Raw genomic sequence first — 14,331 nt, 5'->3', positions numbered from 1 at the left:
AAACGTTCTTTTTATTCCAAACAAAAAGGAGAGTACATATGAATCCTCTATCAAAATTAGAACTGCCTCCTAAGCTAGAACCTTACCGAAAAGAAATCGAAAAAACATGTAAGCCTTACATCCACATCAATACGGTTATGAACAGTCCAAAATTATATGAAAGCAAGTTTGGCGGCAACCCTTACCTTCCTCTAGAAGCAAATCATCCTCTTGATTCTCAGGGCAAGCCGATGCTCCTGATGGCACAAATCAATTTTTCTGAAGTACCTTCCTATGAAAATATGCCCGTTCAAGGCATGCTTCAATTTTTCATTTGCGGAGCTGATAACGAAAGCACCGGCGATATGTACGGTCTTGATTTTGACCATCCTACGGCTCAAAAAGACTTTCGCATCGTTTTTTATGAAGACGTAACCACAGATGAAAAAAAGCTAACAACCGATTTTACGTATCTTGAAGACATTGACCGGGATATGTTCCCTATTCCTCAAGAAGTAGGCTTACAGTTTGAAATAAAAATTGAACCCGTTTCCCCTACTGACTATCGATATAATGATATAGAATCAGATTTATTTGAAGATGAAGAAACGGAAGAAATCTACTGGGATGAGCTTACGGGCGAGTATCATAAAATGGGCGGATACGCTTTTTTTACTCAAAGCGATCCTCGAGACTACGATGAAGCGCTGCGAGCATACGATGTTCTGCTTCTTCAATTCGCTATGGACGACGAAGCGGATATTATGTTTGGTGATGCGGGAGTGGCCAATTTCTTCATTAAAGAAGAAGACCTTCGCCACCGTAACTTTAGAGATGTTTTGTACAACTGGGACTGCTGTTAAAAAAACGCCCTCTTAGAAAAGTGTCTAGGAGGGCGTTTTTTCACATTATTATTTACTACTCAGCCTGTTTTTTCGTCTCTTGCAGCATTCAGCGTTTCTTTAAACTGCTGTAGCGCTTTTACATCTGCAAATGTGCTTGTAGGAATAACGTATCCGCTCATTGCGCTAACAAGGATAAAGATATGTTCATCGGTTTCTCTAATTTGAGTGATGCTTGACCAAGGAGTCTTCACTTCTCCTTTTGAGCTTTTCTCTACCAAGCCATCTTCCGTAACCATCATAGTATGCTCACCCGTCAGACTGCTGTTATCTCCTTCATTTATTACCTTTACAATGTTCTTTTTAATACTTCCGTAAAAGTACTTCGGATAAAATAAAAACCACAGCACCGCAAGCAGTGCAAACGCTACGAACATGCCGAGTAAAAATTCTCCTTCAACCCACGAAACAAGCAAAGGAATAAGAAGAAAAATAAGCGACATCCATCGCTGAACTCTCAGCACTTTTTGTACTCTTTCCGAATGTTGAGCGTGATGCATGTTAAAAGCTACGTAATCCTCTTTTGTTAACGTATAGTGATATTCCATATTAATCTCCAATTCTCCTAAATAACAACAAAATAAAATATACCTCATTTAGTTTTATATGTATATATAATAAGTTTTTCTTATGAAAAGTATCATATTTTTTACATTTATTTACACGTATACATCACGTAAACTTAACTAGTACTCTACTGTTTAAGGAGGAATGTTTATGACTTTTACACTGACGCATATTGATCATATTCAGCTAGCTGCACCACCGAATTCAGAAAGCGAAGCACGGCACTTTTTCGGAACTGTTCTTGGATTAACAGAAGTCGAAAAACCGGAAAGTCTAAAAAAGCGCGGCGGCGTGTGGTTTGAATTTGGTTCTTATCAGCTGCATATTGGTGTTGAACCTGCCTTTTCACCCGCAAAAAAAGCGCATCCAGGCTTTCACGTCAAAAATCTCCCTGAGTTCAAAGATCATTTGACTAGCTTCAGTATTTCTTTTATGGAAGACAAAAACATTCCCGGTGTCGAAAGAATTTACGTGGCTGATCCTTTCGGCAACCGAATGGAGTTCTTAGAGAGAGTGAATCTCCCTTTTTCTAACTGAATATTAGACAAAACAAGAGCTCTTATTTAAGAGCTCTTGTTTTCTTTTGGTCCTTCTTTTTGCTTTTCTTTCCACAGCATGTACAGCAACAGTCCCAGCACACAAAATGCCACGCCAAACATTGTTAAAGAAAATAAAAATGTATTAATAAAATGATGATAAACCCATGAGTCGTTCATCTAACCAGCTCCAATACGCACCGTTTTTTTACAGTATGCCCTAATATAAACTTTTTTATGTTGTGTTAAATATCATGGTTTCTATCATATTTCTATTTCTTTTTAATAGAGTAAATAGTAGATACATAACATTCTCCTCTTAGAGTTCTCATCCGCTGATTTCAAAATTTTATTAGAGGAGGTTTATTCTATGAAAAACAAGTTTACTGAAAAGCCTAAAAAGCTTTTTTGGATCCTTTCTTATAAATCATTAATTATCGCTATACTATTTGTTCTTTTAACATCAGCCGCTATTTTTACCGTCACGTATTCAACTCTTCAGCATACGCTGCGCTCGAACGTTGTCTATCAAGCACTATCAAATTATAAAGCACAAAGCTTGTTCTACTTCATGCATACGGAAAACCATCATTTCTCTCATGCCTTTGAAGAAGATTTCTCTCCGCCTCCTCTCTCTTCTGTCGCCCTTCAGCTGGCGACGAATATTCGCGTGGCAGATACAAGAAGTCTATTTGGATCAGAACTGCCCGGCTTTTCTATTTTTGATTCCCATATTCTATTAGCCGGTGAAGGAACGGATTATACCACGATTCCTCATGAATCGGCTCCTCCGCTCGAAAGCATTTCAGGCGAGCGTGATTTGGATCCTGCTGAAAGCAAAACGTACGAAGAAAGCAAAAAACAGTCTCAAACACAGGCCAAGCAAAGCACGGGAGACAGAAAAGTTGTGTACATCTACCACACGCACAGCTGGGAATCTTATTTCCCTTTACTTGGTATGCAAGGTGAAGCGAACGAAAATAAAGCAGTTGATAACAAAACCAACATCACGCTCGTTGGTCAAATGCTAGGAATGGAATTAAAAGCAGACGGAATCGGTTCGGAAGTAGATACAACCAATATGACGCAAAAGCTGAATGAAAAAGGCTGGGGTACAGGACGAGCCTATATGATGTCTCGCAGCGTAGTGGAAACAGCTCTTCAGCAAAACAAAGACGTCGATTATTTAATTGATATTCATCGTGATTCACTGCGCCAAGAAAAAACAACGGCTGCTATTAACGGCAAATCGTACGCTAAAATGATGATTGTATTAGGTGAAGCAAACCCGAAATTTGATGAAAACGTGAAAATGGCTAAAGCGATTCATGAAAAACTAGAAGAAAAATATCCAGGCCTTAGCCGCGGAGTGTTAAGCAAAAAGAAAACAAGCGGCAATAACGGGCTATATAATCAAGACTTATCCGACCGCTCCATTTTAATCGAAGTAGGGGGCGTCGATAACAATATGGAAGAACTCACAAATACCGTCAAAGCTTTTTCTGATGTGTTCAGCGAGTATTACTGGCAAGCTGAAAAAGTGAATGCGCAGTAAACAAAAACTAGCTACCCCAGGTAGCTAGTTTTTGTTTTTATGAGAGTCACGCTTCTCCTCTTCTTCACACGCAAAGCACACCAGCTTCCCTTCAACAACCACACCGTTTAAAAATCCCTCTAAACAGTATACGTTCTTTTGACATACTGTGCAGATTCCAACGTACTCTTTCACGACTTTCTCACTCCTTACATACGATTAAAAACCATAAAAAAAAGCTCTATTAAAGAGCTTCTTTCCGTACATAGGATTTTCCTTCATTTCAACAAACGGCTCATTTCCTCGGGAGAAAGCGGCTTATCAAATAGATAGCCTTGACCGATATGACAGCCTTGTTCTGTCACAAACTGCAGCTGTTCTTCGTTTTCGATTCCTTCTGCAGTGAGATCAAAGTTAAGTTTCTTTCCCATTTGAATAATCGTTTCAACCAGCACTTTTCCAACTTCGTCTAAGTCGTCAATAAATGATTTATCAATTTTTAACGTATTAATCGGCAAGTGTTTCAGATAGCTAAGAGAAGAATAGCACGTTCCGAAATCATCCATCGCCACTTTTATCCCTAGACTCCGCAGGCGGTTTAGCACTTTTTTCGATTCTTGACTGTTTTGAATAACGCTTTCGGTGATTTCAAGTTCCAGAAAGTGCGGCTCAAGGCCTGTTTTTTGCAAGATTTGTTCAATCTCCGCTACGAATCGTGAGGACTTCAGCTGAATAGGTGATACGTTCACTCCTATTTTGCTCGCTTTTGAATTCAGCTCTGTCCATGCTTTCATTTGCTTACACGCTTCTTCTAACACCCACTTGCCAACCGGCACAATCAGACCCACTTCTTCTAAAATAGGCAAAAATTCATTTGGATAGACGGTACCAAATTTTGCGCTATTCCAGCGGATAAGCGCTTCTGCCCCTATCACACCAGACGTTTTCAAATCGATTAACGGCTGATAAACAAGCTGAAACTCATGTCTTTCTAACGCATACTTTAACTCATTCTCCATGCTGATTGTTTTAATTATTCGTTCATTAGATGAAGACGAACTCATTTCATATGTGTTTCGTCCATTGCGTTTTGCTACATACATCGCAATATCTGCTTGCTTGATCAGCCGGTCGATTAGTTCATCTGCGTCTTTTGGGACAATTTGCTGCTGACATTCCTTTGAAAACAAGCTGATGCCAACGCTTGTAGAGGTTAGCACTTTATCTCCGTCTATATAAAAAGGAAGCGACATTTCTTTTACAATCTGCTCGGTCATTTCTTCAATTTCCTCAACAGTTTGTAGTGAATGCAGCACTAAAATGAACTCATCGCCCCCGTGCCGCGAGATAAAATCAGAGGACGGAATACATTTTTTTAACCTTTCTGCTACGCGCCTCAGCAGCACATCGCCGTGATGATGGCCAAGCGTATCATTTATTGATTTAAAGCGGTCTAAATCCAAAAATAAAATGGCCAACAGTTCAGGAGATTCCCGATTTAAAAGCAGTTTTTTCAGCTGCTTGTTTAACCAATAGCGGTTAGGCAAATTGGTTAACGGATCATAATAAGCCATTTGCTTAATTTTTTCTTCATATGCTTTTCGTTTTGTAATATCATTACGAATCGATACGTACTGATACGGCTTACCCCGCTCATCTAAAAAAGGAACGATGGTTGTATCCACCCAGTAGTACGAACCGTCTTTTGCCTTATTTTTTATTTCTCCGTGCCATACCTTACCGGATCTGATCGTGCTCCATAACTCTTTAAAAAACAAGCTTGAATGATGTTTCGAATTAATAATACGATGGTCCTGCCCGAGAAGCTCATGTCTTTCGTACTTAGAAATTTCACAGAATTTATCGTTCACGTGATTGATGAATCCACGACTATCCGTAATCGCTACGATTGATGATTCATTTAACGCAAGTTCAATATCATTTAGTTTTTTTAGCGCCTCTTTAAATTTATATTCAAAATGCCTGTTTTCCATATCCTATACACCTTTATCAAAATTTTAACGATAAAACAAAACCCATGACGAAATGATAGAGAGGAATCGTGAATAATGAATACAATTTAATTAGCAATGGACAGCGAATTAGTTTGTCCGATTGCCTTACATTCGTAAAATAGTAAGCGTACAATTGCCGCTTTTCCTCTTTACACCTTTACAAACTTCTTACACGCAGTTTGTAAAAGGATTGATAGATAGTTTCGTTTATCCATATCTGTTATCACAACTTTTCTATGGTACCATTAAAATGATTTTTATAGAAATGAAAGTGTACTTTCTTCACGTAATTGACATACATTTTGATGGTAAAAAGAAAAAAGCCCCTGCTTTAAACAGAGGCTTTTTTCACTTTCTTCTTACGAGCTTGTACGGTTCAGCCACGGAAGAATAAGGTCTTGAAAGGTTTTATTGTATACAACAATTCGATTAAGATAATACGGATCGTTATCTTTTGTAATAAGGTGCGGCGCTAGGATAGCTGCTTGGTGAAAACCGGCATTTTTCACAATTTTAGCTACGTCATCATTTGTATTGCCGTATGGATACGCAAAGTAAACAGGGTCTACTCCTAAATGTTGCTTAATCGTTTCTTTGCTTTTTCGTAAATCTTCAGCAAACGCGCTGTATTTAGCAGGCGTCAGAAATAAAGGCTTGTCTTCTTCTAAACGGTGCATATCATATGTATGCGAACCGACTGTCGCAAGGCCGCTGTCTTTCATTTCTTTTAGCTGACTCCACGAAGCCATGTTTAAATTTTGAAAGTCCTCTGCTCCCACTTGTCCTGCGATTACATATAGCGTAAACGGAATGTTTTCCTTTTTCAAAATTGGAAACGCGTTTTGATAAACAGTACGGTCGATATCATCAAATGAAATCCATACGCAGCGTTTTGGAAACGTACCTTTTTGCTGATACGTTTCAATATCTTTTGGCGTAACAAACGTAGCGTCAATTTCCTTCAGCTTTTTTAACTGATGTTCAAAATCATTGCTGTAGACGCTGTACTCTGTTAGCTCGTCAGACTTTGTAACTGAGCTGACAATTCGGTTAAACCAATTATGCTTGCGCACGCGATGATAATTTAAGCCTAAGCATCCGTTCGTCTCAAGCGCTGGCTCCACGGTCGTTGTTGCTTTCGCCTTGTCTTCCCAGTTCACTACTTTAAAGAAAACAAAACCAACTACCGATGCCGCAATCAAAAGAAAGAATACATATTTCTTCATGCGTGCTTCCTCTCTTCAGTATGTTTTAACGGATTAACATCAAACTCGATGTACTGTGCACGCTGAAGCTCTTGAATTTGATCCTTGGATAAAAGCTCAAGACGCTCTAAATCTTTAATACTCGTATACGCCGGCTCTTTTCGTCGGTTTAAGCTTCCAAATCTCTTTTTGTTGTAGGATCTCCATAAAAACAGAGCCAGGAAAAAGAAGCAAAAAATAGCGAGTCCAATTACTAAAAATGTTCGAATTTCGCCGTTCGTCGTTTTGAACGCAATTTTTAATACCCCGCTGTAACGGTCATTTACGCCGATAACAGCTGAAAGGAAAAACCAAAGAACAATGGCACAATACAGCCAAAAAACAGATGAAATAATGATGCTTATCACTAATCGGGCAAGAGGCTGTTTGGCTTGAATCATGATTTGCTCTTCGTTAAGCCGCGGTCTGGACTGCTCCATGTAGCATAGCCTCCTTTCACTCTAGATCTGATAGCACGAGGAAATGCGCCCACTACCACAATCGTATTCACAATCCAGTAAAGAGCTGGGTACCATGCAGCCCATACGTAATACCGCTTCACGTTGTCGTATTTTGAATCAATTTTCAGCGCAATAAACAGCTGAATTAAGCTCATAAATACAAGGGAAAATGAAGTAAACGTAAACCAAAACAGCATGTCTTGAGGGCTGCTCGCCGTAACAAGCAGCATGATAGTCACAAATAGCCATGCAAATGACCAAAGGGTACTGATCCACTGCTCTAGGTATACAATCCAAATTCTGCGCTGCTTCCATTTTAATAACACTTTCCAGTGGCGAAGCATTACCTCTTGTCCGCCTTGAGCCCAGCGTACTCGTTGCTTCCAAATTCCTTTTAAGGTTTCGGGCACAAGCATCCAGCACAATGCGCGCGGTTCATAGCGGATATCCCAAAAGCGCTGCTGCAGCTTCCAGCTCACGGCGATATCTTCCGTAATCATGTCACGATCCCACAGTCCGACGTCCACAAGTGCTTTCTTTCGAAAAGCTACTACTACGCCTGAGACCGTCATTACTTTTCCTAAAATTCGCTGTGTTCGTTTAATAGAACCGATAATAGAAGAATACTCAACTAGCTGAATGCGACTCAGCAGCGTATTACGGTTTCGAATGCGCGGATTTCCGGTAACGGCTCCCAGCCGTTCCCCTTTATGAAGAAAATGATGGATTAGATAATATGGAGCGTCTTGATCTAAAATAGCGTCGGAATCTAAGCAGATTAAAAACTCAGCTTTAGATGCGTGCGCACCTAAATGTAACGCGTTGGCTTTTCCTTTATTTTCATAAAGCTGAATCACACGAACTTCAGGGTGATTTCTGCTGATTTCCTTTAAAATAGCAGCTGTTCCATCCGTACTGCCATCGTTAATAAGGATGATTTCTTTAGACGGATAATCTAACGCCAAAAGGTGCTTAAGCGTTTCTTCAATCGTCTCTTCTTCGTTATAGCAAGGCACTAAAAAGCTCACTAACGGCCAGTCAATTGTTGAAAAATCAACTTTAGGATCTCGGTCGCGATAGCGTATGTAAATAAGCGTGCCTGCAATCCAAAATAAAGACATAATAAATGGATACCAGAAAACAAAGCTCGCAAGCTTTTCAAATCCAGGTATTAATACGTGTTGCATATTCATTTTTCTGACTCCTTCACACCAATTAAAATTGCACAGAGTGACAATTTTATCACTAAATTGGTTAAATAGAACATAGTAATTTTAACCATCTAAAAAAAGATACTTTTAAACTACTTTTATTCCTATATTATACAACCCTTATATGTAAGCAAGAAGCACCAATAAAGGATGGGCAAGTTACCTACTTAAAGAAGTGACATATAGTATCTTTGTAGATTAAAAGCGTGATGGTTGCAGGTAGTATACGACAGAAACCCTTTCCCTAAGGAGGAATAACAAATATGAACGAACAAATTCAAAAGCTGCTCAATAACTTAATTCAACTTGAACACGTCTCTTCGACTTTATACCTAGCTATGTCTAACTACATGAACCGATTAAACTATAAAGGAATGGGCAGCTGGCTGCGTCTGCAGTCTGAAGAAGAACGCACTCATATGCTAAAACTTATTGACTACTTAGTTGACCGCGGCGGAACGGTAGAATTAAGCTCTTTGCCTGCTCAGCCAAGTGAGTTTGGGACACCGTTAGAAACGTTTCAAAAAGTATTGGAGCATGAGAAGTTCGTCACGAACTCTTATCGTCAAGCGTTTCAATTTATAAGCCAAGCGAATGACCCTCAAACGTTAGTCATCGTGCAGGACTTTTTACGAGAACAAGTCGACGAAGAAGCTCAAGCTCAAACGATTGTAGACCGTCTAAAAATCGCTCAAAATAACCCTGCAGCTATTTTTATACTCGATCAAGAACTAGGACAGCGAAAAGCTGCACCAGCGGGTGGAGCAGCTGCGCAAGGTTAAAAGCGCAGAAGAGTGTAGAACAATGTGCAGAACCAATAACACGACGCCCGTTTCCTTGTTTCGAGTTGGTATTCACCACGGCTATTATGGCTATCCGCCTAATGTGTATAACGCCATTCAAAGGCTTATGAATCAATATATGCATCAGCTTCACTATCATCGACCTCAATATGTTCACGTCTACTACGTGCACCCTTCTCTTATTCACTACTACCTTCACTAAGTTAAGGAGAATAAGAACCTTGCTTCTTGAAGAAATTCACCGTTTCTCCACCCTAATTCAGGAATTCCAATCAAAAATATGGATATTTATGCTAATATAGGTTTTGTTAATCAAATAAAGAAACAATTATTAGCGGGGTGTCATATGGATAATCAATACGTTGTAGGATGGGGAACGCTGGCTTTAATTAATGCCGGATTAGCGCAAGGTAAAAATCGAACGGGTCTGAACTGGTTCTTATTATCTCTTGCTTTAGGACCGCTGGCTACCTTCAGCTTACTGCTGGTTGAAAAACGATAAAAATTGGTTCAAAGCTCATTGCTTTGAGCTTTTTTCTTTATCCTTCGACTATAACTGCTCTTCAAAACAAGTAAAAAAAGCTCCGCTTGAAATTTTTTTCTCGACTTAATATGCATAAATCTATTCATCATTCAGCGTAAATCCGGCTGCATTTTGTTAATAAAAAACCTACTCTTTAGAAAAGGAAGGAAGCTCCTTTTTAAACCTTTGTTTCTGACAATAAAATCAAAAGAAAGAAAAACGCTTTTATTCTATGCTTTTCTAATTAACAGATTAACTGTTTTCTTCAGATGATGACCTTTTACATGGGACAGCTGTGCATCTACTGAATGAGGTCAAACTTCCTGTATTTCTCAATCTGTAGGATGAATAAATACTCATTTGCTTCATTTGACAAAGAAATAAATGCTGTGTAATTTAAGTAACATACCCCATCTAAAATGTTTTTAGAAAGGATTAAGTAGCAAGATGCGTACAAAAAAAGAAGAGTGTATAATTGACGAAATGGGAAGAGTATCCCTTCCTTCTTTGTTTATGCAACTAACAAAACTCGAGACAAACGACAAAGTTTTTTTGCGGAGCTGTGATGATTGGATTATTATCGATCATCATGATGAAAATGTCCCGGTTCCTTCTCATATCTTCATTCGAACAATTGACCATATGGGTAGAATAGTCATTCCAAGATCCCTGCGAGACGACTATGAACTTAAGCCCTTTGATTATGTAGAACTATACATGGTAGAACAGCAAATTGTTATGAAAAAAAGAGACGAAAAATCGATAGCGCTTTCACAAAAACCTGCGGTGGCTCCTCTTTATTATGCAACATTAACCGGCCGGCAGATTCAGCTCACTTCTGAACTTTTAACGTCCGTCGAATTGGATGCAAACATGGAGGTTCAATTTTTTATTAGCAAAGAAAATAACATTGTAATTCAAAAATATGAAATGAATTTTGGTAAGAAAACGACTTTAACATTTACGGCTCAATCTCGAAAAATTGATGACCGTTTTCGACTTACTATTCCTAAAAAGCTGCGAGATGATTTCTCTATCCACTCAGGTACGATGTTGAAAATAAAGAAGAGTAATAAGCAGCTCATTTTAGAAATAGTAGAAGATGAAAAATACACTTTATGATAGTAGCCACAATAAGAAGAAACCTTGTATTTGTTTAAAGATATTTAAAGATATTAGTTATGTTATTCCAGATAAAGGCCAGATTGTTGAAGGTCTCTTAGAAAGAAATTTTCAAACTCCTTTTTACCTTCTAATATAAGTTGTGTAAAAAGAGATCTTTACTGGTTATTAGCAAAAAAGACCAAACGGGTTCACGTTGGTCTTTTTCAATTAGTTTTGCATTTCACCTTCGAGCCTTGAAATTTTCCCTTGTATTTTTTTAAGGTTTTCTTCGGTATCACGAATTTGTTTTATAACTTTAATTTCTTGTTGTTTCATCATTTCTAGTCGTTGAGAGATGGTATCATTCCCATTCATTGACCAATCAACAAATTGTTTAATGTCTCTGATTGGCATTCCGGTATTTTTTAAACATAATATAATATCCAGAAATTTAAGTGCATCCTCGTCAAAAACTCGATTCCCTTTTTCAGTTCTTTTGAGAAAAGGGAAAAGTCCTTGATTATCATAGTAACGTAATTGAGAAATGGATAAGTGATTCATTTTTGCAATTTTTCCAATAGTATAGTTCATCGTTTTTCACTTATCCTGTTTACCATGGAATAACCCCATTTTTATCAAGAATTTTACCATTATAATTTTTTTCAGTTAAAGCGTAGTTGACAATGATTTGCGCACCTTCCGCAGTTGTTTTGCCCCCTGGAGCATTTCCATTAAGGTCAGTAGACGTAAAACCAGGTGTCACACCTAAAATTTCAGGACCGCTTGTACCAAATTCTTTACCAAAGGCTAGTGTTAACGAATTCACGGCGGTTTTTGATGAATTATAGCCCAGTATATTTAGTGGATGGACTTCACCATTATCAAACATGGTTTGCGAAGCCATATCGGTTGTGACGTTTACTATTTTTCCGCCCTGAGATTTTTTTAGTAGGGGTAAAAAGGTTTGGATCATTTGAAATGTTCCAAAGAAGTTAACATCAAATTCTTCACGCAGCGTTTCTACCTTTAATTCAGTAGGTAAAATATTAAAATCTAGGGCAACCCCTGCGTTGTTTATTAACAAATCTAAGTGGTCTGTAACTTCAAGGATCTTATTTTTTGAGTTTTGAATGGATTGTGTGTCCGAAATATCGACTTGAACAAACGAGATATTCGAAAATCCTAAAGATTGTACAGCTTTCTGTCCTAATTCTGTATTACGAGCACCCAAAAATACATGATAATTTTTTTCTGCTAATTGACGGACAATTTCATACCCAATACCTTTATTAGCACCTGTTACAAAAGCGAATTTTGTCATCTTTTATTTCCTCCAATGTTTATTTTAATTAGATATTAATAAAAAGATACAACCTCAACCTAAGTTGAGGTCAAGTTTTTTTAAAAAGTTTTTAGGGTAAACGCAAAAAACCTTTATACTTATGTTTTAATATCGATCTTATAGTAGCAATTTCAGCAATCAAAACTGCTGATGTTTTTGATATTGTTTTCTCCATTTTAAGACGACCCGTTGTTGGTGAGTTGTAAAATATTCTTCAACAAGGATTCTATTCTCCTAATAGTTAAGTTGCAGGTGACGCACCAACTCCTCAGCACTTTCGCGAACTTGTTCGTCCGTTAAGAAACGTACTCCCTGCTTTGTAAAAGTAGGCAAGAACCGCATACCGGTCAAGTTAGATGTTGCTTGGAATGGTTTGGTTAATTCGCTCATGCTGAAAAGATTGTATCCACCAGCTTGGTATGCTTCTTCAGGTCCGCCTGTGGAAATGGCTAACATAAACTCTTTTCCACGCAGTTTCGTTCCTTCTGACCCATATGCCCAACCGTAAGTAAGAACAACATCCTGCCACTCTTTTAACAAAGAAGGACTGCTATACCAGTAGAATGGGAATTGAAAAACAATTCGTTCGTGTTCAAGAAGCAACTGTTGTTCATAGGCAACATCAATATTACCGTTTGGATATTTAGCATATAAATCATGAACAGTAATATCGTTTTCTTGAATTAGTCGATCTTTCCATGTTTTGTTAATGGCTGAAGTGGTTAATTTGGGATGTGCAACAATAACTAAAGTTTTTTTCATAATTAAGCTCCTTTATATTTGTATATACAAATGTTTTATTAAAAATTTTTACTTTTCTTCAAAAGTAACTTCTACATCTTCTCGGTTTTTATACATATGATAGAAGGTTTCAGCAATGTTTTCAGATGAGAAATAAGTTCCTTCTTCAACAAAACCTTTGATAGTTAACGTTCCAACATAAATTCCTTTTGGGCTAAGTTCTTGATTCAAGCTATATGCTAAATTACGAATACCTGCTTTTCCAATGGCTAGTGAAGAATAGTCAGCATATGGGTAAAGAGCTAATCCGCCCCCTGTTAATAAAATGGTTCCATTTTGCATATAGGGAATCACTTCTTTAACACTAGTAAGAGCTCCAGCTACACTGATTTTAAAATCTTCCACTAATTGATCAGCGTTCAATGTTGTTGGTTTGCCTGGTCTTCCTGAAGCAGCATTGTATAAAAGCACATCAATTTTTCCATAAGTGTTAATTACCTTATCGATGGCTGTTTTCAAAGATTTCACTGAAGAGACATCCCCTGGAAATCCTTTTGCTACGATTCCATCATTTTTAAGTTCATTTTCATATTTCTGTAATGACTCTATGCTGCGGGAAATCAGTGCCACTTTAAAGCCTTCTTTCCCAAATTTCCTTGCTGTATTTAAGCTAATCCCTGGACCAGCACCAATAATTAGTAATATCTTTTCTGGCATAACTAAGCCTCCTGACACATTTGTATATGCAAATGAAAAAGTAAAAAAATTACAAATCTTTCTCTAACTTATTGCTCGCTTCATGAAGCATTTTACTTAAATCTTTACTGAATTCGTGTCCTAACACTTTGGAATAACTGGTAAACAATTCTTTTAAAGAAACCCGAAACTGGTGATAAACTTCTTCTCCTTCATCCGTTAAAGAAATCAGCGTCTGCTTCCCATCCATTTTTTTAGTGACTAGTTTTAATTTTTCAAGTTTATCAATAAACCTCGTACTTGTGGAAGGCGCAATAGATAACTTCTGACATAATTCTTTCTGTGTGATTTCTGGATGAAACTTTACAATCATAATCATATAGAGGTATGAAGGAGCAACGTCACCAAAATCAAATGTTTTTTCAGCTAATTTTGCAATGTTACGAGCAAACCGGCTAGCTGTAAAGTAAAGACAATGTATTAATACTTGTTCTTCTTCATTATTCATGTAATCATTCCTTTTCTTCATTTGCATATACAAATTAGCACGAAATAATGTTAAAGTCAACTAAAGAGCCAAAGTTCTCATTCATGTGTGTATATACCGAAATAAAACATTATTTCTATATTCATCAAAATACTTGTAAATAATTTGAATACATGTGTATAATGA

Annotated in this window: 19 protein-coding genes; 7 read left to right on the top strand and 12 right to left on the bottom strand. The window is 37.7% G+C overall.

The window, feature by feature from the left end; translation table 11 throughout:
• Positions 1-38: 38 nt before the first annotated feature.
• Positions 39-842 (top strand): YwqG family protein, encoded by an 804-nt coding sequence (locus ACFX4E_RS05435; RefSeq protein WP_263033838.1) that lies wholly within the window; start codon positions 39-41, stop codon positions 840-842.
• Between the two features lie 59 nt (positions 843-901).
• Here ACFX4E_RS05435 and ACFX4E_RS05430 read toward each other — a convergent pair whose 3' ends face one another.
• Complete coding sequence (locus tag ACFX4E_RS05430; RefSeq protein ID WP_098526175.1) at positions 902-1,429, bottom strand: YcxB family protein; 528 nt, start codon at positions 1,427-1,429, stop codon at positions 902-904.
• Positions 1,430-1,598: 169 nt separating this feature from the next.
• Here ACFX4E_RS05430 and ACFX4E_RS05425 point away from each other — a divergent pair, with 169 nt between their 5' ends.
• A complete protein-coding gene (locus ACFX4E_RS05425) occupies positions 1,599-1,985 on the top strand; it encodes a VOC family protein (RefSeq protein WP_377237807.1) in 387 nt (128 codons plus the stop codon).
• A gap of 26 nt (positions 1,986-2,011) precedes the next feature.
• Here the strand turns inward: ACFX4E_RS05425 and ACFX4E_RS05420 are convergent, their stop codons facing one another.
• Positions 2,012-2,164 (bottom strand): hypothetical protein, encoded by a 153-nt coding sequence (locus ACFX4E_RS05420; protein WP_263033836.1) that lies wholly within the window; start codon positions 2,162-2,164, stop codon positions 2,012-2,014.
• A 190-nt stretch (positions 2,165-2,354) separates the two neighbouring features.
• Here ACFX4E_RS05420 and spoIIP point away from each other — a divergent pair, with 190 nt between their 5' ends.
• Positions 2,355-3,539 carry a stage II sporulation protein P gene (gene spoIIP / locus ACFX4E_RS05415; protein ID WP_025750039.1) on the top strand — a complete coding sequence of 395 codons (1,185 nt, stop codon included), beginning with the start codon at positions 2,355-2,357 and terminating at the stop codon, positions 3,537-3,539.
• Between the two features lie 24 nt (positions 3,540-3,563).
• Here spoIIP and ACFX4E_RS05410 read toward each other — a convergent pair whose 3' ends face one another.
• The 5 genes from ACFX4E_RS05410 to pgaC form a co-directional block, all read right to left on the bottom strand.
• Positions 3,564-3,713: a hypothetical protein gene (locus ACFX4E_RS05410; RefSeq protein WP_013084503.1), complete on the bottom strand. Its 150-nt coding sequence runs from the start codon at positions 3,711-3,713 to the stop codon at positions 3,564-3,566.
• A gap of 83 nt (positions 3,714-3,796) precedes the next feature.
• A complete protein-coding gene (locus tag ACFX4E_RS05405) occupies positions 3,797-5,512 on the bottom strand; it encodes a putative bifunctional diguanylate cyclase/phosphodiesterase (protein WP_263035555.1) in 1,716 nt (571 codons plus the stop codon).
• Between the two features lie 380 nt (positions 5,513-5,892).
• The gene (gene icaB, locus ACFX4E_RS05400) at positions 5,893-6,759 is read right to left on the bottom strand and encodes an intercellular adhesin biosynthesis polysaccharide N-deacetylase (protein ID WP_098791998.1); all 867 of its coding nucleotides are present in this window, start codon (positions 6,757-6,759) and stop codon (positions 5,893-5,895) included.
• Positions 6,756-7,217, bottom strand: a complete 462-nt coding sequence (gene pgaD, locus ACFX4E_RS05395; RefSeq protein WP_098526172.1) for a poly-beta-1,6-N-acetyl-D-glucosamine biosynthesis protein PgaD — start codon at positions 7,215-7,217, stop codon at positions 6,756-6,758. Before pgaD ends, icaB begins: the two co-directional genes overlap by 4 nt.
• Positions 7,175-8,431 carry a poly-beta-1,6-N-acetyl-D-glucosamine synthase gene (gene pgaC / locus ACFX4E_RS05390; protein WP_098249058.1) on the bottom strand — a complete coding sequence of 419 codons (1,257 nt, stop codon included), beginning with the start codon at positions 8,429-8,431 and terminating at the stop codon, positions 7,175-7,177. The genes pgaD and pgaC overlap by 43 nt, the downstream gene beginning before the upstream one ends.
• Positions 8,432-8,712: 281 nt before the next feature.
• Between pgaC and ACFX4E_RS05385 the strand changes: the two genes are divergently transcribed.
• The 4 genes from ACFX4E_RS05385 (at position 8,713) to ACFX4E_RS05370 (ending at position 10,897) form a co-directional block, all read left to right on the top strand.
• A complete protein-coding gene (locus tag ACFX4E_RS05385; protein ID WP_028409787.1) occupies positions 8,713-9,231 on the top strand; it encodes a ferritin in 519 nt (172 codons plus the stop codon).
• A 22-nt stretch (positions 9,232-9,253) separates the two neighbouring features.
• The gene (locus ACFX4E_RS05380) at positions 9,254-9,454 is read left to right on the top strand and encodes a hypothetical protein (RefSeq protein WP_141425866.1); all 201 of its coding nucleotides are present in this window, start codon (positions 9,254-9,256) and stop codon (positions 9,452-9,454) included.
• 144 nt (positions 9,455-9,598) lie between these two features.
• Positions 9,599-9,754 carry a hypothetical protein gene (locus ACFX4E_RS05375; RefSeq protein ID WP_169305187.1) on the top strand — a complete coding sequence of 52 codons (156 nt, stop codon included), beginning with the start codon at positions 9,599-9,601 and terminating at the stop codon, positions 9,752-9,754.
• Between the two features lie 468 nt (positions 9,755-10,222).
• Positions 10,223-10,897 carry a transition state regulator Abh gene (locus ACFX4E_RS05370; RefSeq protein WP_377237808.1) on the top strand — a complete coding sequence of 225 codons (675 nt, stop codon included), beginning with the start codon at positions 10,223-10,225 and terminating at the stop codon, positions 10,895-10,897.
• A 210-nt stretch (positions 10,898-11,107) separates the two neighbouring features.
• Here ACFX4E_RS05370 and ACFX4E_RS05365 read toward each other — a convergent pair whose 3' ends face one another.
• The 5 genes from ACFX4E_RS05365 to ACFX4E_RS05345 all read right to left on the bottom strand — a co-directional run bounded on the left by ACFX4E_RS05365 (position 11,108) and on the right by ACFX4E_RS05345 (position 14,166).
• Positions 11,108-11,470: a MerR family transcriptional regulator gene (locus ACFX4E_RS05365; protein WP_377237809.1), complete on the bottom strand. Its 363-nt coding sequence runs from the start codon at positions 11,468-11,470 to the stop codon at positions 11,108-11,110.
• A 19-nt stretch (positions 11,471-11,489) separates the two neighbouring features.
• The gene (locus ACFX4E_RS05360) at positions 11,490-12,200 is read right to left on the bottom strand and encodes an SDR family NAD(P)-dependent oxidoreductase (protein ID WP_377237810.1); all 711 of its coding nucleotides are present in this window, start codon (positions 12,198-12,200) and stop codon (positions 11,490-11,492) included.
• Positions 12,201-12,455: 255 nt separating this feature from the next.
• Positions 12,456-12,983 carry an NAD(P)H-dependent oxidoreductase gene (locus tag ACFX4E_RS05355; protein ID WP_377237811.1) on the bottom strand — a complete coding sequence of 176 codons (528 nt, stop codon included), beginning with the start codon at positions 12,981-12,983 and terminating at the stop codon, positions 12,456-12,458.
• Between the two features lie 48 nt (positions 12,984-13,031).
• Positions 13,032-13,679 carry an SDR family NAD(P)-dependent oxidoreductase gene (locus ACFX4E_RS05350; RefSeq protein ID WP_377237812.1) on the bottom strand — a complete coding sequence of 216 codons (648 nt, stop codon included), beginning with the start codon at positions 13,677-13,679 and terminating at the stop codon, positions 13,032-13,034.
• Between the two features lie 49 nt (positions 13,680-13,728).
• Positions 13,729-14,166 (bottom strand): MarR family winged helix-turn-helix transcriptional regulator, encoded by a 438-nt coding sequence (locus ACFX4E_RS05345; RefSeq protein ID WP_377237813.1) that lies wholly within the window; start codon positions 14,164-14,166, stop codon positions 13,729-13,731.
• Positions 14,167-14,331 lie beyond the last annotated feature (165 nt).

The sequence above is a fragment of the Priestia sp. YIM B13491 genome, assembly GCF_042787605.1.
GTDB lineage: Bacteria > Bacillota > Bacilli > Bacillales > Bacillaceae_H > Priestia > Priestia megaterium_E.
This window is presented reverse-complemented; position numbering and strand designations above follow the sequence as displayed.

Excerpts from the sequence above, each read along its gene's own strand:
- ACFX4E_RS05435 (WP_263033838.1), top strand. The coding sequence starts at position 39 with ATGAATCCTCTATCAAAATTAGAACTGCCTCCTAAGCTAGAACCTTAC.
- ACFX4E_RS05430 (WP_098526175.1), bottom strand. The coding sequence starts at position 1,429 with ATGGAATATCACTATACGTTAACAAAAGAGGATTACGTAGCTTTTAAC.
- ACFX4E_RS05425 (WP_377237807.1), top strand. The coding sequence starts at position 1,599 with ATGACTTTTACACTGACGCATATTGATCATATTCAGCTAGCTGCACCA.
- ACFX4E_RS05420 (WP_263033836.1), bottom strand. The coding sequence starts at position 2,164 with ATGAACGACTCATGGGTTTATCATCATTTTATTAATACATTTTTATTT.
- spoIIP (WP_025750039.1), top strand. The coding sequence starts at position 2,355 with ATGAAAAACAAGTTTACTGAAAAGCCTAAAAAGCTTTTTTGGATCCTT.
- ACFX4E_RS05405 (WP_263035555.1), bottom strand. The coding sequence starts at position 5,512 with ATGGAAAACAGGCATTTTGAATATAAATTTAAAGAGGCGCTAAAAAAA.
- icaB (WP_098791998.1), bottom strand. The coding sequence starts at position 6,759 with ATGAAGAAATATGTATTCTTTCTTTTGATTGCGGCATCGGTAGTTGGT.
- pgaD (WP_098526172.1), bottom strand. The coding sequence starts at position 7,217 with ATGGAGCAGTCCAGACCGCGGCTTAACGAAGAGCAAATCATGATTCAA.
- pgaC (WP_098249058.1), bottom strand. The coding sequence starts at position 8,431 with ATGAATATGCAACACGTATTAATACCTGGATTTGAAAAGCTTGCGAGC.
- ACFX4E_RS05385 (WP_028409787.1), top strand. The coding sequence starts at position 8,713 with ATGAACGAACAAATTCAAAAGCTGCTCAATAACTTAATTCAACTTGAA.
- ACFX4E_RS05380 (WP_141425866.1), top strand. The coding sequence starts at position 9,254 with ATGTGCAGAACCAATAACACGACGCCCGTTTCCTTGTTTCGAGTTGGT.
- ACFX4E_RS05375 (WP_169305187.1), top strand. The coding sequence starts at position 9,599 with ATGGATAATCAATACGTTGTAGGATGGGGAACGCTGGCTTTAATTAAT.
- ACFX4E_RS05370 (WP_377237808.1), top strand. The coding sequence starts at position 10,223 with ATGCGTACAAAAAAAGAAGAGTGTATAATTGACGAAATGGGAAGAGTA.
- ACFX4E_RS05365 (WP_377237809.1), bottom strand. The coding sequence starts at position 11,470 with ATGAACTATACTATTGGAAAAATTGCAAAAATGAATCACTTATCCATT.
- ACFX4E_RS05360 (WP_377237810.1), bottom strand. The coding sequence starts at position 12,200 with ATGACAAAATTCGCTTTTGTAACAGGTGCTAATAAAGGTATTGGGTAT.
- ACFX4E_RS05355 (WP_377237811.1), bottom strand. The coding sequence starts at position 12,983 with ATGAAAAAAACTTTAGTTATTGTTGCACATCCCAAATTAACCACTTCA.
- ACFX4E_RS05350 (WP_377237812.1), bottom strand. The coding sequence starts at position 13,679 with ATGCCAGAAAAGATATTACTAATTATTGGTGCTGGTCCAGGGATTAGC.
- ACFX4E_RS05345 (WP_377237813.1), bottom strand. The coding sequence starts at position 14,166 with ATGAATAATGAAGAAGAACAAGTATTAATACATTGTCTTTACTTTACA.